The 20,980-nt window shown below is 69.7% G+C and carries 24 protein-coding genes and 1 pseudogene; 13 read left to right on the top strand and 12 right to left on the bottom strand.

Features of this window, described 5'->3' with window-relative positions:
- Window positions 1-237: 237 nt before the first annotated feature.
- On the bottom strand, window positions 238-1,635 hold the full coding sequence (locus tag V5E28_RS43510) for an MFS transporter (RefSeq protein WP_336215963.1): 1,398 nt from the start codon (window positions 1,633-1,635) through the stop codon (window positions 238-240).
- A gap of 92 nt (window positions 1,636-1,727) precedes the next feature.
- On the opposite strand from V5E28_RS43510, the gene V5E28_RS43505 reads away from it, so the two are divergent.
- Window positions 1,728-2,306 (top strand): TetR/AcrR family transcriptional regulator, encoded by a 579-nt coding sequence (locus tag V5E28_RS43505; RefSeq protein WP_336215961.1) that lies wholly within the window; start codon window positions 1,728-1,730, stop codon window positions 2,304-2,306.
- Between the two features lie 73 nt (window positions 2,307-2,379).
- Here the strand turns inward: V5E28_RS43505 and V5E28_RS43500 are convergent, their stop codons facing one another.
- Window positions 2,380-2,976 (bottom strand): TetR/AcrR family transcriptional regulator, encoded by a 597-nt coding sequence (locus tag V5E28_RS43500; RefSeq protein WP_336215960.1) that lies wholly within the window; start codon window positions 2,974-2,976, stop codon window positions 2,380-2,382.
- A gap of 109 nt (window positions 2,977-3,085) precedes the next feature.
- On the opposite strand from V5E28_RS43500, the gene V5E28_RS43495 reads away from it, so the two are divergent.
- The 7 genes from V5E28_RS43495 (at window position 3,086) to V5E28_RS43465 (ending at window position 9,008) form a co-directional block, all read left to right on the top strand.
- Window positions 3,086-3,397, top strand: a complete 312-nt coding sequence (locus V5E28_RS43495) for a hypothetical protein (RefSeq protein ID WP_336215959.1) — start codon at window positions 3,086-3,088, stop codon at window positions 3,395-3,397.
- Entirely contained in the window at window positions 3,394-4,257 is an 864-nt protein-coding gene (locus tag V5E28_RS43490) for a hypothetical protein (protein WP_336215958.1), read from the top strand. The genes V5E28_RS43495 and V5E28_RS43490 overlap by 4 nt, the downstream gene beginning before the upstream one ends.
- Window positions 4,258-4,273: 16 nt before the next feature.
- Window positions 4,274-4,582, top strand: coding sequence for a heavy-metal-associated domain-containing protein (locus tag V5E28_RS43485; RefSeq protein WP_336215956.1), 309 nt, complete (start codon window positions 4,274-4,276; stop codon window positions 4,580-4,582).
- 660 nt (window positions 4,583-5,242) lie between these two features.
- The gene (locus V5E28_RS43480; protein WP_336215955.1) at window positions 5,243-5,524 is read left to right on the top strand and encodes a metal-sensitive transcriptional regulator; all 282 of its coding nucleotides are present in this window, start codon (window positions 5,243-5,245) and stop codon (window positions 5,522-5,524) included.
- A gap of 26 nt (window positions 5,525-5,550) precedes the next feature.
- A complete protein-coding gene (locus V5E28_RS43475; protein WP_336215953.1) occupies window positions 5,551-5,760 on the top strand; it encodes a heavy-metal-associated domain-containing protein in 210 nt (69 codons plus the stop codon).
- Entirely contained in the window at window positions 5,757-6,755 is a 999-nt protein-coding gene (locus V5E28_RS43470) for a hypothetical protein (RefSeq protein WP_336215951.1), read from the top strand. The genes V5E28_RS43475 and V5E28_RS43470 overlap by 4 nt, the downstream gene beginning before the upstream one ends.
- A gap of 21 nt (window positions 6,756-6,776) precedes the next feature.
- Window positions 6,777-9,008 (top strand): heavy metal translocating P-type ATPase, encoded by a 2,232-nt coding sequence (locus V5E28_RS43465; protein ID WP_336215949.1) that lies wholly within the window; start codon window positions 6,777-6,779, stop codon window positions 9,006-9,008.
- 167 nt (window positions 9,009-9,175) lie between these two features.
- On the opposite strand, the gene V5E28_RS43460 is transcribed toward V5E28_RS43465, so the two are convergent.
- The 6 genes from V5E28_RS43460 to V5E28_RS43435 all read right to left on the bottom strand — a co-directional run bounded on the left by V5E28_RS43460 (window position 9,176) and on the right by V5E28_RS43435 (window position 13,635).
- Entirely contained in the window at window positions 9,176-10,141 is a 966-nt protein-coding gene (locus tag V5E28_RS43460; protein ID WP_336215947.1) for a recombinase family protein, read from the bottom strand.
- Between the two features lie 201 nt (window positions 10,142-10,342).
- Window positions 10,343-11,122, bottom strand: coding sequence for an ABC transporter permease (locus V5E28_RS43455; RefSeq protein WP_336215945.1), 780 nt, complete (start codon window positions 11,120-11,122; stop codon window positions 10,343-10,345).
- Window positions 11,115-12,050, bottom strand: a complete 936-nt coding sequence (locus tag V5E28_RS43450) for an ABC transporter ATP-binding protein (protein ID WP_336215944.1) — start codon at window positions 12,048-12,050, stop codon at window positions 11,115-11,117. Before V5E28_RS43450 ends, V5E28_RS43455 begins: the two co-directional genes overlap by 8 nt.
- A gap of 11 nt (window positions 12,051-12,061) precedes the next feature.
- Window positions 12,062-12,496, bottom strand: a complete 435-nt coding sequence (locus V5E28_RS43445) for a hypothetical protein (RefSeq protein WP_336215943.1) — start codon at window positions 12,494-12,496, stop codon at window positions 12,062-12,064.
- A gap of 3 nt (window positions 12,497-12,499) precedes the next feature.
- Window positions 12,500-13,153 (bottom strand): DUF998 domain-containing protein, encoded by a 654-nt coding sequence (locus V5E28_RS43440; RefSeq protein WP_336215941.1) that lies wholly within the window; start codon window positions 13,151-13,153, stop codon window positions 12,500-12,502.
- A 152-nt stretch (window positions 13,154-13,305) separates the two neighbouring features.
- Window positions 13,306-13,635 carry a hypothetical protein gene (locus tag V5E28_RS43435; RefSeq protein ID WP_336215939.1) on the bottom strand — a complete coding sequence of 110 codons (330 nt, stop codon included), beginning with the start codon at window positions 13,633-13,635 and terminating at the stop codon, window positions 13,306-13,308.
- Here V5E28_RS43435 and V5E28_RS43430 point away from each other — a divergent pair.
- The 5 genes and pseudogenes from V5E28_RS43430 (at window position 13,627) to V5E28_RS43415 (ending at window position 16,903) form a co-directional block, all read left to right on the top strand.
- Window positions 13,627-14,103, top strand: a complete 477-nt coding sequence (locus V5E28_RS43430) for an SDR family oxidoreductase (RefSeq protein WP_336215937.1) — start codon at window positions 13,627-13,629, stop codon at window positions 14,101-14,103. The two genes, V5E28_RS43435 and V5E28_RS43430, sit on opposite strands and share 9 nt — an antisense overlap.
- Before the next feature lie 31 nt (window positions 14,104-14,134).
- Window positions 14,135-14,647, top strand: coding sequence for a DUF1097 domain-containing protein (locus V5E28_RS43425; protein WP_336215936.1), 513 nt, complete (start codon window positions 14,135-14,137; stop codon window positions 14,645-14,647).
- Between the two features lie 48 nt (window positions 14,648-14,695).
- Window positions 14,696-15,460 (top strand): annotated as a pseudogene (locus tag V5E28_RS49825) (PQQ-dependent sugar dehydrogenase); the annotation flags it as partial.
- A complete protein-coding gene (locus V5E28_RS49820) occupies window positions 15,426-15,890 on the top strand; it encodes a PQQ-dependent sugar dehydrogenase (RefSeq protein ID WP_442945967.1) in 465 nt (154 codons plus the stop codon). The pseudogene V5E28_RS49825 and the gene V5E28_RS49820, both read left to right, overlap by 35 nt.
- A 35-nt stretch (window positions 15,891-15,925) precedes the next feature.
- A complete protein-coding gene (locus tag V5E28_RS43415) occupies window positions 15,926-16,903 on the top strand; it encodes an SDR family NAD(P)-dependent oxidoreductase (protein ID WP_336215934.1) in 978 nt (325 codons plus the stop codon).
- 595 nt (window positions 16,904-17,498) lie between these two features.
- Here the strand turns inward: V5E28_RS43415 and V5E28_RS43410 are convergent.
- The 4 genes from V5E28_RS43410 to V5E28_RS43395 all read right to left on the bottom strand — a co-directional run.
- On the bottom strand, window positions 17,499-18,638 hold the full coding sequence (locus tag V5E28_RS43410) for an aminotransferase class I/II-fold pyridoxal phosphate-dependent enzyme (protein WP_336215932.1): 1,140 nt from the start codon (window positions 18,636-18,638) through the stop codon (window positions 17,499-17,501).
- A gap of 46 nt (window positions 18,639-18,684) precedes the next feature.
- On the bottom strand, window positions 18,685-18,909 hold the full coding sequence (locus V5E28_RS43405) for a transposase (protein WP_336215931.1): 225 nt from the start codon (window positions 18,907-18,909) through the stop codon (window positions 18,685-18,687).
- Window positions 18,910-18,973: 64 nt separating this feature from the next.
- A complete protein-coding gene (locus tag V5E28_RS43400) occupies window positions 18,974-19,594 on the bottom strand; it encodes a hypothetical protein (protein WP_336215930.1) in 621 nt (206 codons plus the stop codon).
- A 340-nt stretch (window positions 19,595-19,934) separates the two neighbouring features.
- On the bottom strand, window positions 19,935-20,980 hold a 1,046-nt coding region (locus tag V5E28_RS43395; protein WP_336215929.1), incomplete at its 5' end, for a MalY/PatB family protein.

Below are 20,980 nucleotides of genomic sequence, written 5' to 3'. Positions count from 1 at the left end.
GGCCGCTGGGAGGATTCTTGTCCGCCTCGCCGGCGGCGCCGAAGAGCGGGGTGTACCGCCGCCGGCCGAGCCATCGCGATACCCCCCTTGGGTATTGAAGGAACCTACCATGCCCCCGTGTCCTGAGACGTCCCGCCCCCGATGTGGTGCTCTGCCCACACGGCCGGGGGCGGCCGCCGATCAGAGGTCGCGAAACTCAGGACCTCGCGAGCACGGCCGGGGTAAGCAGGAGCCTGCTTACCCCTGCCGCGTTGAACGGCCGGGCGTCACCAGCGCGGCGGCGACGGCGCCGACCGCCGCCGCGACCGCGGCCACGATGAACCCGCTGGTGAAGCCGGTCAACGTGGTCCCCATCAGGCTCGCCGCCGCGACGCTCGACACGACCGCGGCGCCGATGGAGGCGCCGAACTCGTGGAAGGTGCTCACGATGCCGGAGGCGATCCCGGCCTCGTGCGGCGCCACCTGGCCGAGCGCGGTCGCCGAGGCGATGACGAACATCGCGCCGGTTCCCGCCGCGGCGACGGCCACGCCGACCACGACGCTGACCGGGGTCAACGTCACCACCGGCACGGCCAGGCCGATCGCCGCCACGATCAGGCTCGCCACGGCCAGAGCGCGTGCGCCCCAGCGGCCGAGCACCCGTCCGGTCAGGTTGGCCCCGAGCATCGTCGCCAGTGCCACCGGCAGGAACAGCAGCCCTGTCTGCAGCGCGCCGTATCCCAGGGCGTGCTGGAAGTAGAAGGTGCCCAGGAAGAACACCGCGATCATCAGCGCCGTCGCCATCAGGATGAGGAAGGCGCCGGTGGCCACCGGCCGGCGGACCAGCAGCCGGACATCCATCAGGGGCGAGCGGGTCCGCCGCTGCCACAGCACGAACAGCACGTAACCCACGGCGGCCGCCAGCACGAGCCACCCGGTCAGCGCGCTCAGCCAGCCCTGCTCACCGGCGGCGATGAGGCCGTAAATCAACGACGCGGAGGAGGCCGTGACCAGCAGCGCGCCGAGGATGTCGAGCCGGGGCCGCTCGGCGGCCACCGGCGGCCTGGCCGGCAGCAGAACGGCGAGCATGACGGCGATCACCAGCCCGATGGGCACGTTGACGTAGAAGACCCACGACCACCCGGGGCCGGCGGTGAGCAGGCCGCCCAGCAGAACGCCGAGGGCGGCGCCGGTGCCGCCGAGCGCGGACCAGACGCCCAGGGCCTTGTTCCGCTCTTCGGCGTCGAACAGGGACACCACCAGCGACAAGGCCGATGGGGACAGCAGCGCCGCGCCGACGCCTTGGGCGATGCGGCCGCCCACGAGGATGTCCGCGGACCCGGCCAGTCCGGTGACCAGCGAGGCGAGGGTGAACACCAGCAGTCCGGCGAGCACCACCCGCTTGGCTCCCACCAGGTCGGTGATGCGCCCGCCGAGCAGCATCAGCCCGCCGAAGGTGAGGGTGTAGGCGCTGACCGTCCAGGTCAGCGCCTCCCGGCTGAGCCCGAGGTCGGTCTCGATGTGCGGCAGCGCGATGGCCACCACGGTGACGTCGAGGATCAGCATGAGCTGGGCCACCCCGAGGAAACCGAGGATGCGCCACCGCGCCGGATGCGGCCCGGGGGGCGAGGTCTGCCGTACTGCTTCGTGGGTCATCAGATGCTCCGTGGAGAAAACTCGTACTCTCATATACGAGAACTAGCCGTCACTATAACCCGTATATGGACATACGAGATAAACTGTCCGCCATGGGTTCACCTTCCGCGCGCTCCGGACGCCGTGCCGATGCCGAGCGCAACATCGTCGCCATCGTGTCCGCGGCGCGCGCCTTGCTGAGTTCAGATCCGAACGCGACCACCGATGACATCGCCCAGGCCGCCGGCGTCGGGCGGATGACGCTGTACGGTCACTTCCGCACCCGGGCCGACCTTGTCGAAGCCGCCCTCATGGACGCGCTGCGGGCCGGCGAGGAGACCCTCTCCTGCCTCGATCTGGCCGGAGACGCCCGCGAGGCCATGACCCGGCTGCTGGCCTCGAGCTGGGAGGTCGTGGCCGAATCCGCGGCGCTGCTGAGCGCGGCGGAGGGAGTCCTTCCCGCGGGGCGGGTGCGAGACCTGCACGCCGAACCCGCGCGACGCATGGCCGAGCTCATCGGCCGCGGCCAGGAACAGGGCGTCTTTCGCACCGACCTGACCGCCACCTGGCTGGTCAGCCTCGGCCACTACATCCTGCACGGAGCGGCGAACGAGCTGCGCGCGGGACGCCTGCCCGCACAGGACGCGGCCGACGTGGTGACCAAATCGGTCCAATCGGTGCTGACCGGCTAGCCCTGTCCGGTGCGGTCAGCGCACGTCCTGCGGTGACCTGGGGTTTCGTGGCGGCCGGTGCGCCCGCCGCCCCTTACGTGGCCGGGGGCGCCAGCCCGGATCGGATGACCTGCACCAGGCGGCGGGCGGCGGCCTGGGACGGCAGCTCGCCTGCCGCCGCGACGGCGTGCAGGCAGTAGCCGGCCAGTTCGCCGGTGGGGATGTCCTCGCGGACCACGCCGGCGCGGACGCCGTCGGCCAGCAGGTCGCGGATCAGCTCGTGCAGCCGCCGCTCGGCGTCGGCGACGTGCTCGTCGCGATGCATGAGCGTCACCAGGGCGCCGTCACCGTGGGCGCCGTCACCGTGCCGGCGCGCCTGCTGGGTGATGTGGGCATAAGCCTGCAGCACCGCGTCAAGGGCCGCCGCCGGGTCGCCGGCCTGGTCGCGCACCTGGGCGAGATGGCCGAGGTGGCTGGTGATCTGCCGCTCGTGCCAGGCGAGCAGGATCGACTCGACGTCCGGGAAGTACTTGTACAACGTCGCCCGCCCGATGCCGGTCATCTCCGCGACCTTCGACATGGTGACCCCCCGCAGCCCGTGCTCGGCCACGAGCGCCGAGGCATGGCGCAGGATCGCCTCGTGCACCTGGTGGCGATGCGCCTCGATCGTCTCGCTCCACAGCTTCGGCACACCCTGAGAATACGTCACCCAAGGATCAATACATGCTGTATTGACGTATACAAAGTGTTTCGCAAAACTCGGAGTCCACGCACGCTCCACCCGCTGAAAGGGACCTGTCATGGCCGAAGCACGTGAGCGCCACGGCGGCGACGCCGGTACGCCCCGCTGGGTGAAAGTGGCCGCCATCATCGCCGCGGTGGTGATTTTGCTCTTCGTCGTCTTGATGCTCACCGGCCACGGTCCGGGCCGCCACAGTTCGGGCGGCCACGGTCCCGGCGGCCACGGCGCCACCCGGTCGACGGCGGCTCGGACGCCCGCGCCGCAGGCGGAGACGGTCCGGGCGCGGGTGGTTCAGCCCGTGTCGAGCCGGATCCGAAGCGAGCTGGGCGAGCCGCCGGCCGGGTGGGGGACCGGCTGGGTGGCCGGGTGACGACGATGGCGCCCGCTCTGCGCAAGCTGGTGCTCACCACGCACATCACCACGTCGGTGGGCTGGCTGGGGGCGGTAGTCGTGTTTTTGGCGCTGGCCGTCGTCGGGATCGCCAGCCCGGACACCGCGCTGGTCCGGGCCGTCTACCGGCTCATGGAACCGGCCGCCTGGTACACCCTCGTCCCGCTCGCCGCGGCCTCGCTGCTCACCGGGGTGGTGCAGTCCCTGGGCGGCGCCTGGGGGTTGCTGCGGCACTACTGGGTGCTGTTCAAGCTGCTGATCAACATCGTTGGCCTCGTGGTGCTGCTGATGTACACGACCACGCTCGGCGCCCTGGCCGACCTGGCGGCGGCCCCGCAGGCGGACGTGCAGATGCTGCGCAGTCCTTCTGTGGTAATCCACGCCGTGGTGGCGCTGGTGCTGCTGGTGCTGGCCACCGTGCTGGCGGTCTACAAACCGCGCGGCCGTACCCCGTACGCGCCCGGTGGACGCTTGGTCCCTCCCGCGCCGCGGCCGGGCCTGGCGCGTAGCAAGTCGGGCCTCGCCGCGGCGGTCACCGGGTGGCCGCCGGATATCCGGCCCTTTTTCGGCCGCGGCGAGGTCACCGTCCGTACGGCGTCCCTGCGGCATTACCTCGGGAGGTCCTGCCTCCTCCGACCGCCCTCCGTGGAGGTGACGCATGGACACATGACGTCAGCGATCGCGCCCGTGTGGGCGCATGCCGACCTGGCCGGGGCGACAGTTCGGAGCCTGCGGACCGCTCAGGAGCGCGGTGGCCGCACGTGCCTCCCTTTGACACAACCCCAGGGGGGTATGTTACGTTCCTCCGCGAACGATACCCCAGAGGGGTACATGCCTTAGGGGTGTTTTATGGCGGATGAAGGGAACCACCATGTGCACAGCGTGTTCTTGCGGCACCCAGGACAGCGCCCAGGAGGCCGGCGTCGCCGTTGCGACCTCGGCGGCCGACGAAGGCGTGCGGCAGGTGTATGCGGTCAGCGGGATGACCTGCGGGCATTGCGTGTCGTCAGTGTCGGCCGAGGTCGGCAAGGTTGAGGGCGTCAGCGACGTGCAGGTCGACCTGGCCGCCGGCGCGGTCACGGTGAGCGGGTCGGGTTTCTCCGACGACCAGATCCGCGCCGCCGTGCAGGAGGCCGGGTATGAAATGGCCGGCGCCGGCTCGTAACGAGCGCCTGACCGGGTCTCCGGTGATCGCCCCGGACTGCCGGCCGACAGGCGAGGGCCGCTAGGAACGTGCGGACGAGGGTGGGCGCACAGACCTGCGCGCCCACCCCAACGGGCCGATGCCGGACGTTCCCAGCACCTCCGGAACCCCATCCCCTTGCATCGTCCATCGACGGCGAGAGGACAGGAATCAGCAGGACGACGGCACGGACGCCGTCAATCCGCACCGCTGGCGCTCATCGTGCCGGCCGCGATGGGCGTGGCGGGACTGTCGCCGGCCCGCCCGGAGCAGGCGGGGCTCGCCTCGGCATCGTCAACACCAGCTACCAGATCGCTCGGCCCTCGGCCTGGCGGTGATGATGGCCATCGCGCCTCGCAGGCCGCCGCCGAACCCGGCGACCTGCCCGCGCTCACCGGCGCGTTGGCAGCCGCCTTCCCCGGTATGGGCGCGGTGGCTCCGCGCCCTGGCCGGCCTGCTGCCCCTCCGCAGGCACCCAGCCGGTACCCGCAGGCAGTGATCCTGTACAGCCGTTCCGGAGGTGACAAGCCGATGCGGCCCCGCACGGCGGCCGTCGCTTGGCGGCATCGGAAAGACAGAACGACGAAATACCATAGGGGGGTATAGTGTTCTATTCGAGAGAGATGGTGGAGAGGGGCGGGCATGGCCGGATACATGCACGCGAAACAGGATCATCAGCGCAGGCTGCGCCGGGTCGAGGGCCAGGTGCGTGGCCTGCAGCGGATGGTCGAGGAGGACAACTACTGCATCGACGTCCTGACCCAGGTCTCCGCGGCCACCAGCGCATTGAAGGCCTTCGCCCTGTCGCTGCTGGAAGAGCACCTGGCGCACTGCGTCGCCGAAGCGACCCTCAAGGGCGGGCCGGAGGCCGACGCCAAGATCAAGGAAGCCTCGGACGCCATCGCCCGACTGGTGCGTTCCTGAACCCACGGATTGAAGGAGAGATCGATATGAGCACCGCCACCTACACCGTCAAGGGCATGACCTGCGGCCACTGCGTCAGCTCCGTCAAGGAAGAGGTCAGTGAAGTGGCCGGTGTCACCAGTGCCGAGGTGGACCTGGCGAGCGGCCTGCTGACCGTGAACAGCGACGGCCCCATCGACGCGGCGAAGATCGTCTCCGCCGTCGAAGAGGCCGGCTACGAAGTGGCGAACCAGTGAACACCGCGGCCAAGCTCGGCTCGTACGTCCTGGGGCTGGCCGTCGTCTTCGGCGGCGCCCTGGGCGTCGGCAAGGCGGTCGGGCCGGTCGGGGCGCCCCCGGCAGAGGACCACGCCGCCATGACGGCGCCCACGGCGAACGCGAGTGCGAGACATGGGGAGCACGCCACCGAACAGGCGAAGGACGATACCCCTGGGGGGCTCCAAGTGTCCGAGAACGGCTACACCCTCAATCCGCTCACCACGACGATCAAGTCCGATGAGCCGAGCGACTTCCGCTTCGCAGTGACCGGGCCAAACAGCGATCCGGTCACCGGCTACCAGGTCGAGCACGACAAGAAGCTGCACCTCATCGTCGCCTCCCGCGACCTGAAGACCTTCCAGCACGTGCACCCCGAGATGGCGCCCGACGGCATCTGGTCGGTCAAGCTGACATTGCCGACTGCCGGGTCGTACCGCGTCTTCGCCGACTTCGTGCCCACCGGTGGCAGCGGCCTGACCCTGGGAGCCGACCTGTCCGTGGCCGGCGACTACCGGCCCGAGGCGCTGCCCCAGCAGAGCCGTACGGCGACGGTCGACGGATACGAGGTCACCGTCGACGGCGAGCTGGCCCCCGGACAGTCCAGCAGGCTGACCCTCAAGGTGAGCAAGGACGGCAAGCCGGTCAGCGACCTGCAGCCCTACCTCGGCGCCTACGGCCATCTGGTGGCCCTGCGCGCCCGGGACCTGGCCTACCTGCACGTCCACCCGGACGGAGAGCCCGGCGACGGCAAGACCCAGGCCGGCCCGGAGATCGTCTTCTACGCCGAGGTGCCCAGCACCGGCGACTACCGCCTGTTCCTCGACTTCCAGCACCAGGGGAAGGTCCGCACCGCCGACTTCACCCTTGGCGCGGGTGAGCGGCCGCAGGTCCCGACGTCCGAGCCCACGCCCACGTCAACGCCCACATCAACGCCCACGTCGAGTGGGCACGCCGACGACGGCCACGGCCACTGAGCGAGAGAAAGGAGAACGGTGATGACCCAGGTCACCGATGACCGGCAGAACGCGGTCGAACTCTCGATCGGCGGCATGACCTGCGCATCGTGCGCCAACCGCATCGAGCGCAAGCTGAACAAGATGGACGGCGTGACCGCGACGGTCAACTACGCCACCGAGAAGGCGAAGGTCACCTTCGGCGAAGGTATCAACCCGCAGGAGTTGATCGCCGAGGTGGAGAAGGCCGGCTACACGGCCGCGCTGCCCGCGCCGCCCAAGGCGGAGGGACAGGCAGCCGAGCAGGAGCCCGAGGACGAGCTCCAGCCGCTGCGCCAGCGCCTCATCACCTCGGTGGTGCTGTCGGTGCCGGTGGTGGCCATGGCGATGATCCCGGCGTTGCAGTTCACGAACTGGCAGTGGTTGTCGCTGACGCTGGCCGCCCCGGTGGTGGCGTACGCGGGCTGGCCCTTCCACAAGGCCGCCTGGACCAACCTGCGCCACGGCGCGGCCACCATGGACACGCTGATCTCGGTCGGCACCCTGGCCGCGCTCGGCTGGTCGCTGTGGGCGCTGTTCTTCGGCACCGCCGGCACCCCCGGCATGACGCACCCGTTCGCGTTCACCATCGAGCGCACCGACGGCTCCGGCAACATCTACCTGGAGACGGCCGCGGCGGTGACCGCGTTCATCCTGGCCGGACGCTACTTCGAGGCCCGCTCCAAGCGCCGCGCCGGCGCCGCACTGCGCGCCCTGCTGGAACTGGGCGCCAAGGACGTGGAACTGGCCGACGGCCGGCGCGTCCCGGTCGATCAGCTCAAGGCAGGCGACCGGTTCGTGATCCGGCCCGGCGAAAAGATCGCCACCGACGGTGTGGTCGAGGAGGGCTCCTCGGCCGTGGACGCCTCGATGCTCACCGGTGAATCCGTGCCGGTCGAGGTCGGCGTCGGCGACGCCGTCACCGGCGCCACCGTGAACGCGGGAGGACGGCTGATCGTCCGCGCGACCCGGGTCGGCGCCGACACCCAGCTCGCCCAGATGGCCAAGCTGGTGGAGGAGGCGCAGACCGGCAAGGCGCAGGCGCAGCGGCTGGCCGACCGCATCTCCGGCATCTTCGTGCCCATCGTGATCGCGCTCGCCCTCGGCACACTCGGTTTCTGGCTCGGCACCGGGGACGGCGTCGGCGCGGCGTTCACGGCAGCGGTCGCGGTGCTGATCATCGCCTGCCCGTGCGCCCTCGGCCTGGCCACCCCGACCGCGCTGCTGGTCGGCACCGGCCGGGGCGCTCAGCTCGGCATCCTCATCAAGGGCCCCGAGGTGCTGGAGTCCACCCGCAAGATCAACACGGTCGTCCTGGACAAGACCGGCACGGTCACCGAAGGCAGGATGACCCTCACGTCCGTGCACGTGGCCGAGGGAGAGAGTGAGGAGGAGGTGCTGCGCCTGGCCGGCGCGCTGGAGTACGCCTCCGAACACCCCATCGCCCAGGCGATCGCCAAGGGCGCCGCCGCCCGCGTCGGAGAGCTCCCGGCACCCGAGGACTTCGCCAACGTCGAGGGCCTTGGTGTCCAGGGCATCGTGGACGGGCATGCCGTGCTGGTCGGCCGCCCCCGGCTCCTGGAAGAGTGGTCGCAGCACCTGCCGGCGGACCTGGAGCGAGACCTGCACGAGGCCCAGGCCGCCGGCCGCACCGCCGTCGCGGTCGGGTGGGACGGCCAGGCCCGCGCGGTGCTCGTGGTCGCCGACGTGGTCAAGCCGACCAGCAAGGAGGCCATCGCCCGGCTCCGCGCTCTCGGCCTCACGCCGGTCCTGCTGACCGGCGACAACGAGGCCGTGGCCAAGACCGTCGCCGCCGAGGTGGGCATCGACGAGGTCATCGCCGAGGTGCTGCCCGCCGACAAGGTGGATGTGGTCAAGAGGCTGCAGGCCGAGGGCAAGTCCGTGGCCATGGTCGGTGACGGGGTCAACGACGCCGCCGCGCTGGCCCAGGCCGACCTCGGACTGGCCATGGGCACCGGCACCGACGCCGCCATCGAAGCGAGTGACCTCACCCTGGTACGGGGCGACCTGCGGGTGGCGGCCGACGCCATCCGGTTGTCCCGCAAGACGCTCGCCACGATCAAGGGCAACCTGTTCTGGGCCTTCGCCTACAACGTGGCCGCCCTGCCACTGGCCGCCCTCGGCCTGCTCAACCCGATGATCGCCGGAGCCGCGATGGCGTTCTCCAGCGTCTTCGTGGTCAGCAACAGCCTGCGGCTGCGCCGCTTCCACTGATACACCCGGCCGGTAGCCGACGGGCTGGGCACGCCCCGTCGGCTACCGGCACCGCTGAACCGGTGGCCGGCTCATCACCCGCTCCGGCCCTGCCTGGACCCGAGCACCGCATCTCCCCGTATCTTCCAGCGCCGCACCCCTGCCCGGCTGCGGTGGGCCTGGGGGCGTCACCCGGGCTGACCTGCGGTGTGCAAGGCGGCGAAGTCGGCCTGGGCAGCCTCGACAGCCTCGGGGTAGGCCTGCCGCTTGTCCTGCTCGGCCAGGGCCCGGTAGACGCTGGCCAGGCTGGGATTGCGCCCCTTGCGCCGGCCGCTGGGGATGATCAGATCGGGCCGGATCTGCTCGACCGACTCGCCGGCCGCGCGGCGGCGCAGCACGGTGTGCAGCATGTCGTCGGTGATGACCGGTGGGCGGCCGCCGTGTTTTCCTTTGCGGGCGGCCGCGTCCAGGCCCTCCAGGGTGGCCTCGCGGATGTTCTCGCGTTCGGTCTCGGCCATCGCGGCGAAGAAGGCGAACAGCAGCCGCCCCGGGCCACTCGGGTCATACAGGCCGGGTAGCGGTCCGGCGAGCATCTCCAGCACCAGGCCGTGGGCGGTCAGATGGTCGGCCAGCGCGGTCAGCTCGGCGGCATCCCGGCCCAGGCGCTTCATCTCGTACACCGTGAAGATGATCCGGCAGTGCGGCGCGTGCGCCTTGATTTGGCGGGCCAGCGCGAGCGCGGCCTCGAACTGCGGGCGAACCCGTACCCGGCTGCTGATCTTCTCGGCGAAGATCTTCTCCCGGGGGATGCCGTGCGCGGCCAGCGCGTCCAGCTGTGACTGCAACTCCTGAGTGAGGGTTGAGCAGCGGGCGTAGCCGATACGGATGTCGGCGCTCGGCGCATCCGAGGCGACGGCGGCGGGGACGGGCGTGCCGGGCCGCCATGGCTGGCCGGGCCCGCGGTCGGCAGGGGTGGCCACGCGTAGCAGCTTGGCCAGCCGGGGGACCTTGGTGAAGCGGTCAGTGTGGTAGCCGCCGGCGACAGCGCCGCCGCGCGATCGGCAGGGCGAGCCAGGTTCAGCCTTGCACCGGGGGCATAGGTGCCGCTCGACCTCGTCGGCGTCGCTCGGAGAAGGATCATGCGGGGAGGCCATGCCTCGAATCCTCTCACAAACATTTCGCAGAATGAATGGATCACTCATTTGAGTGAGAACGGGTTCTGAGAGACGTTCGATGTTCTCCGCTGCCCCCGCGGCACTGATCGATCTTGCTCCGACAATGGGACCCCCCCCCGGTTTCTGAGAACAAGCAACGCAACGTCGGCACCAGATGGCTGACAGCAGCGTCAGCTCGGGTCAGCGGTCATGATCGGCGTTGCGCCACCACGCTAGGGTTGCTGCCGCGCCGAGTGCACCGGCGGTCAGGACGAGCAGGATGCTGATTGGCCCGGGTGGGTCGTGGCCTGGGCCGGTAATGCCGGCGTACAGGCCGGGGACCGAGTAGGGGAACCAGGCGCCGAAGCCGAGTGCGGCGATGATCTGGGCGGCGAAGGCCAGTACGAACAGCACGCCGACGGCGGCCAGGTAGCCGCGGCCGATGCTGGCGGCTAGCGCCAGCGGGGTGGTGAGCGCGGCCGACAGCGCGGCCGCAGCCAGAATCTTCACGACCCCGGCAGTGGCTGCCTGCGGCGACCAGCCGGGTAGTGCCAGCAGCGCGCCAAGCAGCATGCCGCCGGCGGCCGTGGCGGCGGCGAGCAGCAGGGCCCAGCCGGCGGCGAGGGTGAACTTGGCGGCCACGATGGCGGTGCGGGAGGTGGGCAGGGCGAGCAGGTCTTTGGCGGTGTGGTCGCTGAACTCGCGGCCGAACAGCCAGATGGCGATCATGCTGTAGACCAGCAGGCCGCCGACGGCGACCGCTTGGGCCAGCAGGGCCAGGTAGCCGGGCCAGTCGGCGGCGGCACCGGACAGCTGGGCCTTGTCGCCGAGTAGCCCCAGCGCGCGGGCGCGGGCAGGATCGGCCAGGATGAACATGAAAAGCCCGCAGACGAGGGTGACGAGGGTGAAGGCGAGCGCGGTGAGCCAGGGCAGGCGGCTGCGTCGGGCCTTGAGCAGTTCGCTCCACAGCGCTTCACGCATGGTCGGCTCCCACGATGCGCAGGAAGTAGGCTTCAAGGTCTTCTTCCACCAAGTGGAGTTCGGTAGGTGGCACGCCGACTTCGACCAGGACGGTGGCCACTTCCTCGGGCCGGGCTAGGGCGCGTTCGTCTGCCAGCAGCAGGCCGGGTTCGGGATGGTAACCGCGATCGCGCAGCACCTGGTGAGCTGTCGCGTCGTTGCGGGTGCTCACCTTCAGGTGGCGGTGCCGGTGCGCGTCCAGGCTGGAGGCGTCGTGTTCGGCCAGCAGCCGGCCCTGGTGCAGGATGCCGATGCGGCCGCTCATGCGGGCGACCTCGGCCAGCAGGTGGCTGGAGATCAGCACGGTGGTGCCGTGCTCGCGGGCCAGGCCGGTCAGCAGGGTGCGGATCTCCACCACGCCGACGGGATCCAGCCCATTGACCGGCTCGTCGAGGATGAGCAGGTCGGGGCTGTGAATGAGGGCTTTGGCCAGGGCCAGGCGCTGCAGGTTGCCCATCGACAGGGTGCGGGCGCGCCGGGCGGCGTAGGGAATCAGGGACAGCCGTTCGATGATGTCCTCTACGTGCCGGCCGGGGTGTTTCAGCCGGCGCAGGCGGGCGTACAGGTGGAGGTTCTCGCGCACGGTCAGCTCGGGGTAGGCGGCCGGGGCCTCGACCAGGTAACCGGTGCGGGCCCAGGCCGAACGCAGCCCGGCTGACCGGTGTCCGGCTGAGACGGCCGCGCCGAGCACCCACGCCGAGCCGGCGGTGGGGGCGATCATGCCGAGCAGCATGCGGATCAGCGTGGTCTTGCCGGCGCCGTTGAGTCCGAGCAGGGCATAGATCTGGCCCGCGTGCACGCTCAGGCCGACGTCGTCGACGGCCACGACGTCGGTGTAGCGCTTGGTCAGGCCAGCCACTTCGATGACCGGGGCCCCTGCACTGCCCATCAGGTCCTCCTTCAAGGGTGGGTGATGAGCAGGAACAACGCCCAGACGAGCAGAGCGCCCTGCATGAGGATGTCGCGCCAGGCCAGCCGCGGATACGCCTGGATGGCATACGACATGGTCTTGATCGGCGTGACGGGCGGTGGAGGCGCGCGGTCCGGCGGGAGCGGCCGGGTGAAGCGGTGGAAGAACACCTGGGTCAGCGTGAGGCCGACCAGCAGGCCGGTGGTGAAGCTGAGGTGTTCCAGGCCGACGGCGGCCAGCAACGCGACCAAGACGATCATGAGCAGCAGCAGAATGTCGTCGAACCACCGCAGGAAGCCGCCGTCGTCGTGCACGGCGGCGATGCGCTTGATGCGAGTCGGGTACGGCACGGAGAACAGGGCGACGAACTTGATCAGGGCCTGCAGGATGTACAGGCCGAGCAGGATCTTCAGCACGATCTCCATCGCTCACACCCGCGTGGCGGTGTTCGCGCGGCGCAACCGGGCGCCGAAGGCGACGATCCAGGCGAAGCCGATCAGCAGAGCGGCGTGTTCGAGCAGCCCGGCGGGTGCGGGCCGGAGCACGTCCTGACCGTCCAGGCGGAAGGCGACCCCTGCGGCGATGGCGAAGGCGATGATCAGCGCGCCCGACCAGCGTGAGTAGGCCGCCCACCCTCGGCTGCCGCCACGCAGGCCTCGCGCCAGCACCAACGGCGCGGCCGCCAGTCCAGCGAACAACACCAAGCCGGCCAGCCCGTGGAGGCGGCCCGCGGTGGTGACCACCTCTGGCTGGCCGGGCGGGTAGCCGAGGGCGGGATCGGTGGGCACAACCCCTGCCACGGCCAACGCCAGGCCGGTGACCGTGAGAAGGATAGGCCCCCAGGTGGCTGCGCGTCCGGGAGGAAGCGCGCGGCGCAGCCCGGTAGCGAAGGCGAGCAGCAGCAGCCCGCCGATCACGAAGTTTGCCGTTTGCAGCCAGCCGCGCTGGCCCGTGCCGAGCTGGCTCGCGCCGTGGTGCCAGAGGCTGTAGCCGGGCCGGGTGGCGCCGTCGAGCAAGAGCAGGGCCGGGACGAGTACACCGGCGGCGATGCCGCAGCAGAGAAGGGTCATGGTCGAGCGCATCGGGAGCAAGCCTCCTAGCTCCGCGATTCCAAGATCGCGGGCCGACCAGGCTTCCCGGCTCACCGTTGTTCGCGCCCTGTCCGGGCGCGGTTCTTTGCAGTCGCCTGGAATGTAGCACCTGGCCGGGTGCCCGGCCAGGTGCCGCACGGCCTTCAACCTTTGATGAAGCGGCGGGTCATGTACCGGCGGACCGGTGGCAGGGAGGCCAGCCGCAGCGGCAACTGGCTCAGCCACAGCAGCACGGGATTGGCGGGGGCGTAGACGCCTTTGACACGGCGGCCGAGCTTCTGCTTGCGCTCGGCCGCGGGCCGGATGGCCGCCTCCCACGTGGCCAGCGCGGCGGGGATGTCTCCGGGGTGGGCGGCCAGTTCGGTGCCCAGACGGTCGGCGCCGCCGACGGCCAGCGCGGAGCCGTACCCGGCGAACAGGGTGACGCACCAGGCCGCGTCGCCGACCAGCACCCCGTCGACGTCGTGGTCCACGCGGCGGGTGTGATGGCGCTGCGGCCCACCCGCGAGCTGGACCTGGCCGAGCCGGACCGGCAGCTGCGCATCAACGTGCGGGGCACGTTCGTCATGGCCAGGGAGGCCGCGCGGCGGATCCGGCTCGGTGGCGCCATCGTCGCCTTCTCCACCAGCGTCACCCGCCTGCACCTCCCGACCTACGGCGCGTATGCCGCGACCAAGGGGGCGGTGGAGGCCCTCGTTCCGATCCTCGCCAAGGAACTCGGCAACCGGGACGTCACGGTCAACGCGGTGGCGCCGGGCCCAACGGCCACGGAGCTGTTCTTCGACGGCAAGTCACAGCAGGTCATCGACCGGATCGCCGGCCTGAGCCCGATGAACCGGCTCGGCACCCCGCAGGACATCGCAGAGGTCGTCGCCTTCCTGGCCGGCCCCGGCCGTTGGATCAACGGCCAGATCGTGTTCGCCAACGGCGGCGCCGCCTGACTCCGCACCCAACCATCGAGAAGGGATTGCCATGAAGCCTCCGACCAGCACCCCCGCCTACTCCGTCGTAGCTGGGCCCACCACCGGCGGGTTCGTCACCTTCACCGTCATCGCGGCCGTGGTGGCGGCGGTAGCCGCCTACACCAGCACCGCCTTGGGCTTGCAGGCCTGGGTCATGTTCGCGGGCTGGGTGGCGTGGTTCTCCCGGCCCGCCTCTGCCCGCCAGGGCGTCCATGCCGTCGTCTGCCTATGGCTCGGCATGGCGCTCGCCGTGCTCGGCCACGGCATCGTTGAGCTGGCCGCCCCATTCGCGGGCGCCGCCGCGCTGCCGCTCGCGGTCCTCGTCCTGGCCTCGGTCGTAGTCGGCCTGCGCGCGACGCCCGTCCTCGACAACATGCTCGCCTGGTTCGTGGGCCTGGTCACCTTCTTCGCCGCGGAACCCGAGCCCGTACTCCCCGGACTGGTCACCCTGATCGCCGGTAGTGCCCTGGGCGCCTTCGCCGGCTTCGCCTGCCAGCGGCTGCAGCACCGGTTCGCCACCTAGCGGCCCGAGCGGGGGACGGCGCGCCCCCCGCTCGCCGCGCCTGACTACATGAAGGACAGATCAGCCATGCTCCTCATCCCGCGTACCAACCGCCGCCTCAGCGCCGTCACCGCTCTCCTCTGCGTCCTGGTCTCGCTGCCCGGTTGCACCACACCGGAGCCCCGCACGTCACAGAACAACCCAGCACAGAACAACCCAGCACAGAACAACACAGCACAGAACAACACAGCGCCGGTCACGCGCGGCCTGGTCCCCGGAGAGGTCACCGAGATCGCCCGCGGCCTGGCCATGCCCTGGGGCCTGGCGGTTCTCCCAGACGGCTCCGCCCTGGTGTCCGAGCGGTCGTCGGCACGGATCCTGCACATCCGGCAGGGCCGGAATCCCGCGCCGATCGGCACGGTTCCCGGAGTCGAGGTGAGCGCCGAGGGTGGCCTCCTCGGTCTGGCCGCCTCGCTGTCTTTCGACAGGGACCGCACCGTCTACGCGTATGTGTCGGCCTCGCCCACCAACCGCGTCGTGGCGCTGCGCCTCGCCCCCGACCTGCGCTCCCTGCGCCAGGACCGGGTGGTCCTGGAAGGCATCGAAACCGCCGACCGCCACCACGGCGGGCGCCTGCGCTTCGGCCCGGACGGCAACCTCTGGATCGGCACCGGCGACGCCTTCTCGCCCGAGAACTCGGCCGACGACGAGTCGCTTAACGGCAAGATCCTGCGGGTCCGCCCCGACGGATCCGTACCGCCGGACAACCTCTCGGGAACCGCGATCTACTCCAGCGGCCATCGCAACGTACAGGGGCATCGCGTTCGGCCCCGACGGCACCGCCTACGCGTCCGAACTCGGTCACCGGACCTGGGACGAGCTGAACGTCCTGCGGCCGGGACGGGACTACGGATGGCCCGAGTCCAAAGGGCGCGACGGCTCGAACGGCGAACCCCCGCTCTTCACCATTCACCCCGACGACGCCTCGCCGTCCGGCATCGCCGTCGCAGGCGGGGCAGTCTGGATGGGCGCGCTCGGCGGACAGCGGCTCTGGCGCCTGCCCATCAACGGACCCCGGCCCGACGGCGACCCCGTCGCCTACTTCATCCAGCGCTACGGACGGATCCGCACGGTGGAGCCGGCTCCCGACGGCTCTTTGTGGATCACGACCTCCAACACCGACGGAGCAACGTGGGGCGGCACCGACGCCCGGCCGGGCGACGATCGGCTCCTGCGCGTCGCCCTCGTCCACCCCACCTCCTGACCCGCCACCGCACTTCCCTCGAACGGAGAACGGCCATGTCCACCATCCTCATCACCGGAGCCGCCACCGGCATCGGCAACCTCACCGCCCGGGCACTCACCCGGGCGGGGCACACCGTGTGGGCCAGCATGCGCGAGCCCTACGGGCAGGACGACGTCCACCGCCAGGAGTTGCTTGACCTCGCCGCACGGCACGGCGGGACACTGCGCGTCGTCGAACTCGACGTCACCTCGCAGGAATCAGCCGACGCGGCCGTCGCCACCATCCTGCGAGACAGCGGCGACCTAGACGTCGTCATGCAGAACGCGGGGCACCTCTACGTCGGATACACCGAGGCGTTCACCGCCGAGGACGTCGCCCACCTCTTCGACATCAACGTCATCGGCGCCCACCGGGTGAACCGGGCGGCCATGCCTCATCTGCGCAGCCGCGGCGGGGGCACCCTGGTGTACGTCGGCAGCACCATCATCGTCACCACGCCGCCCTTCCTCGGCCCGTACGCGGCGTCCAAGGCGGCTTTCGACACCCTGGCGGTGGCCACGTCGTACGAGGCGAACCCGTTCGGCATCGAGACCTGCATCGTCATGCCCGGTGCGATCACCAAAGGCACCCAGCACTTCCCCAACGCTACCCAAGCCGGCGACTCAGCCGTCTCGGCCGCCTACGCCGAGCTCGACCCGCTGGTTGCGCGCAATGAGGAGGTGACCTCCGCGCTCTTCGTCCCCGGAGTCGACCCGAGCCCCGTCGGAGTTGCCGAGGAGATCACCCGGATTCTCGCCCTCCCGCACGGCGCCAAGCCTTTCCGGAGCGTCATCGACTACACCGAATCCGGCGTCGAGTGGGTCAACGACGTCATGCGCGACCCTGATCCTCTCCACCTGGCGACCGTTTTCGGTCTTGATCCCAAGACCGCTATCCGCTACGCCGAGAACGCCCGAGCCCTTCTCGTCGCCCAGGCCGAGGAACAAGACCCCGCCAGTCGAGACGAACCCAAGGGTCCACAGACCATATAGAGCATGAGAACCCATGAGTTCATCCTGAGAACCCTTCAGTTCGCCTGAACTCTGGGCTTTCTCGGCGTCCTCCTCCCGAAGGCGTCCCCAGCCCCAAAGTAGGCCGATCGTTGCAGGCCAGAGGCGTGTTCCGGACGACGCGGAGGCTGGGTTTTCGGCGGCGGGAGGATGGTGCTGAGATGTGGCCGAATCCGCTCAGAGAGCGTGGCCCCGGCGCTGACCCTGACCTGCGGCTATGCCACTTCAGAAACCGGAAAGACTCAAGGTTCTGAGCGGTCGGCGCTAGTTGGCGGCTGGGGACGCCTTCGGGAGGAGGACGCCGATTACTGCGACAACCCGGCGGTGAAGGTCTCTCACCTCACTCGACTCCATGGCGCCTCGTGGCGCACCAACCCGTTACGACAAGGCCCCGGAGAGCTACGAGGCCGGACTCCACCTCCGAGGCTCGATCATGTGGTGGAAGCTCCTCACCTCAGCCACATGATCCGAACTCCGAACAGCTCCTGGCTAGCTAGTGCCCCGTGGCGGACGGCGGCGCCATATCCGCATCGGGCCGTGGCAGGTGATGACTGCGGCGCCTTGAGACGCCTCAAGGTCACCCATGCCGGGGTGACGGGCCTTCGCGCTGCCACTCCGGCCAGGCTCGGGCGAGCGTGGCCATCCCCTCGGGGAACAGCGCCCTGCCCATGCCGAACCGAAGGTGCTGTCCGGCATGCTGGAACATCACGTCAGGAGCCAACAGCACACCGTGACGGTCAACCAGCCACTCGGAGAAAGCCCGCGCCTCCGTCGCCGTCAGCCACGGGTAGGCGCAGGTCCCGCCCACCGGGGGCACCCAGTCCCACCCAGGCGTGGATTCCACGAAAGAGGCCAGCGCACCTGCGTTGGCGCGGACCAGGCCGTTGGCGCGATCCATGAGCGCGGGAGCCGCCTGCAGGCCCGCGATGGCGAGGACCTCGCTCGGTGCGCTCGTGGCCAGCGTCGTCCAGTAACGGTAGTCCAGCAGGCGCGCCGTCACCGCTTCGTTCTGCGTGACCGTCCAGCCGATCCGGACCCCGGCCATGCCCAGTACCTTGGACACGCCCGTGACCGAGATCGCGTTGGACGTCAGCGCCGCCGCGGACGGGAGCCGGCGCTGCGGCTCCAGTTCGATGCCTCGGTAGATCTCGTCGCTCAGCAGGAGGGTCTCGGTGCCGTCCACGAGGCCCACAAGCTCCTCGAAGACAGGCGCTTCCGGCAATGCTCCCGTGGGGTTGTGGGGAAAGTTCGCCACAATCAGCCGGGTGTTCGGCCGCAGGGCGCGCCTGATCTCGTCCACATCCAAGCGCCAACCGTCCTCCCGCCGGAGGCGGAGCTCGGCCACCTCCGCCCCGATCGCGCGTGGCACATCGATCAGCAGCTGGTACGTGGGGCCGATCACCACCACATGGTCCTCGGGGCTGAGGATGGCGTTGAGCAGGACGAACACCGCCTCGGTGGCGCCGGCGAAGACCTGCACCGCCGACCCCGATCGGACACCGGAGGACTGGGCGGCCAACTCTCTCAGCAGCGGATGGCCCGGAGATTCGGTGTAACCCAGCGTCAGGGACTCATACCAGCGGCGCGTGTCCTCGGGGGCGACCTCCCACAGCGCATTCAGCGACAGTCCTTCGGTGTCTGATCCGGTCAGGTTCACCCGGCACGTGAACTCGTGCTTGGCGAACATGCGCTCGATCAAAAACGGAGGCAGTTGCACGTCGCGATCCTGTCTGCTGGTAGGTGTGTCCGCTTGGCGGCTGATTCTAGGCCGTGCTCCAGCTCCCGAATCCGCGCCTGGTCCTGCCCGGAGACCGGCTGCTGCCCGTCCTGAGCGCTCGCGATCCGATGCCGGTCCACCAACTGCCCAAAGTGCTGGCGTTGATGTCGAACTCGCGCGCCACCGACGCGACTGTCCGATCGCCCTCCAGCACCATGCGGATGGCTTCTTCCTTGAACTCCGGCGAGAACTGCCTGCGACGCCTCCTCACGTACCTACCTCTTCCAGACTTCTGTCAGCTTATGTAGCCGACTGTCTGGAATCTGCTGGGCGCCTCACGCGTAATGTGCCCGGCCTGCGTCGGTCAGCCGCAGCCGCCACGCCCACGAACCGCCTTCCGCCGGGGTCTTGTCCAGGAACGGCTCCGGCTCCCGCTCGATCAGCCGATTCCACGCCCCGTCCGCGTACTTAGATTCGAGCCCTTCCGGCCCGGCCTTGTGGACGTCGACCAGCATCCCCCACAGCGCCTCAGACAGCAGCCCCCGCCGCGGCGCCATCGGCCGGCTAAGGTCCAGCCAACCCGCCCGGCACACCGCACGCCCGAACGTCGTCAGCTTGACCTTCAGCGTGTACCCGATCATCGACGGGCCCGTCGTGGTCTCGATCAGCTCCCGCTGCTCCAACGCCTCCAACGTGGACCCAGCGCCCGGGTCACGAACCCCCGCGTCCTGCAATGCCCGCTGCAACCGGCCCAGCTCGATCAGAGTGCCGCCACCGACGTTCCCGTACTCCAGCCACCGCCACACGCTGGCCGGCGGCGCGTCCTCACCCCGAGCCCACGCCCCCTTCCAGAACTGCTCGGCATCCTGGTCCGCGAAGTAGAAGACCCGCATGTACGTGCGCTGCCGCTCGTTCAGGCCGTCCCACGCCTGGACGGCGCGCTGCGATGGGGGCATGGAAGGGACGCTACCAACCACCACCGACGCAGCGGCCCGAACGCGATCGGGACTCTCACCAGGGAAACGTACCTAGCCCGAGGCGAGGGAAGCTGAAAGATTCCAACGTTGGCGCCCCATCCGCTGCGGGACTCGACCGGGTGCTCGACCTCCGTCCAGGGCGGCGTGAGGTCGGTGAGCGCCGATCATGCTTGTCAGACCGGTCGCGCCGCAATGGGTGCACTTCCTGTCGCTCATGGCGCGAGCGTAGTGTCTCGCGACCTTTTGGCATGGGCGGGATGGTGCCGCCGACGGTTGACGCAGGCTGCGTGAACTGGTTCAGCGTCCAGTCGAGGTAAGGTCATGCGTACTGAGCTATCCGAGTGATGGCCTCGTCCAAAATGTCCGGACTACAGGCGAAGTTGAGCCGAAGATACCCCGCACCTTCGGCACCAAAGGCGATTCCGTCATCAAGGGCGACACGGCGTTGTTCGAGGACGGAAGCAGCGACTTTGTCACCCCATCCGAGCTCAGAGCTATCGATCCATGCGAGGTATCCAGCTTGCGGCTGGCGGTACCGGGCGCGTGGGAGGTGCCGGCTGAGGAGATCGGCGAGGTATTGACGATTGAAGTCGAGGGCTTCGCGCACGGTGTCCAGCCATAGCTCTCCGGACGCGAAGGCGGTGGTTGCCGCGATGACCCCGAGGTGCCCAGTACGCCAGGGTGTTTCGGCGGGCAATCGGTCGTGGAGTGCGTCGAGCATTGGATCTTGGGTGAGGATAAGTGCCGTCTTGAGTCCAGCCACGTTCCACGCCTTGCTGGCGGCGGTCAATACGATGCCCCGCCGCGTGGCGATCGGCCCGAGGGAGAGAAATGGGGTGAAGACGGAACCGGTGAGGACGAGCGGTGCGTGTACCTCGTCGCTGATCACGATGACCCCGTATTTGTCCGCGAGTGCCGCCAGGTTCTCGAGCTCCTCGCGTGTGTGGGCGACCCCGACGGGATTGTGTGGGTTGCACAAGAGGTAGGCGACCGCTCCTTGCGAGAATGCGCGCTCGATGGTGTCGAGGTTGAGACGCCATCCTTGTTCGGTCTCCTGGAGTGGGGCTTCGGCGACAACGGCGCCGGCTTCCTTGATCCAGGCTCGAAACGGGGGGTATACCGGCGGGCTGATCACCACGCGGCTGCCCGGTGCTGTCAGCAGACGCAACAATTCGACCGTGGCTACGCTCACGTCAGCGCAGATGGATGATCTGCTGTCAACTGTGTCCCAGCCCCAGCGTCGCGCGGCGAAACCAGCGAAGGCGGTGTGAAGGCCGTTGTGGGCTGAGGCATAGCCGGTATCTGAGCGCTCGATACAGGCGATCAGCGCTTGCACGATCGGCTCGGCGAGGGTGAAGTCCATCT

This window comes from Nonomuraea sp. LPB2021202275-12-8, from assembly GCF_037044575.1.
GTDB lineage: Bacteria > Actinomycetota > Actinomycetes > Streptosporangiales > Streptosporangiaceae > Nonomuraea.
The sequence above is the reverse complement of the archived record's forward strand: the minus strand, read 5'-3'. Positions and strand labels throughout refer to the sequence as shown.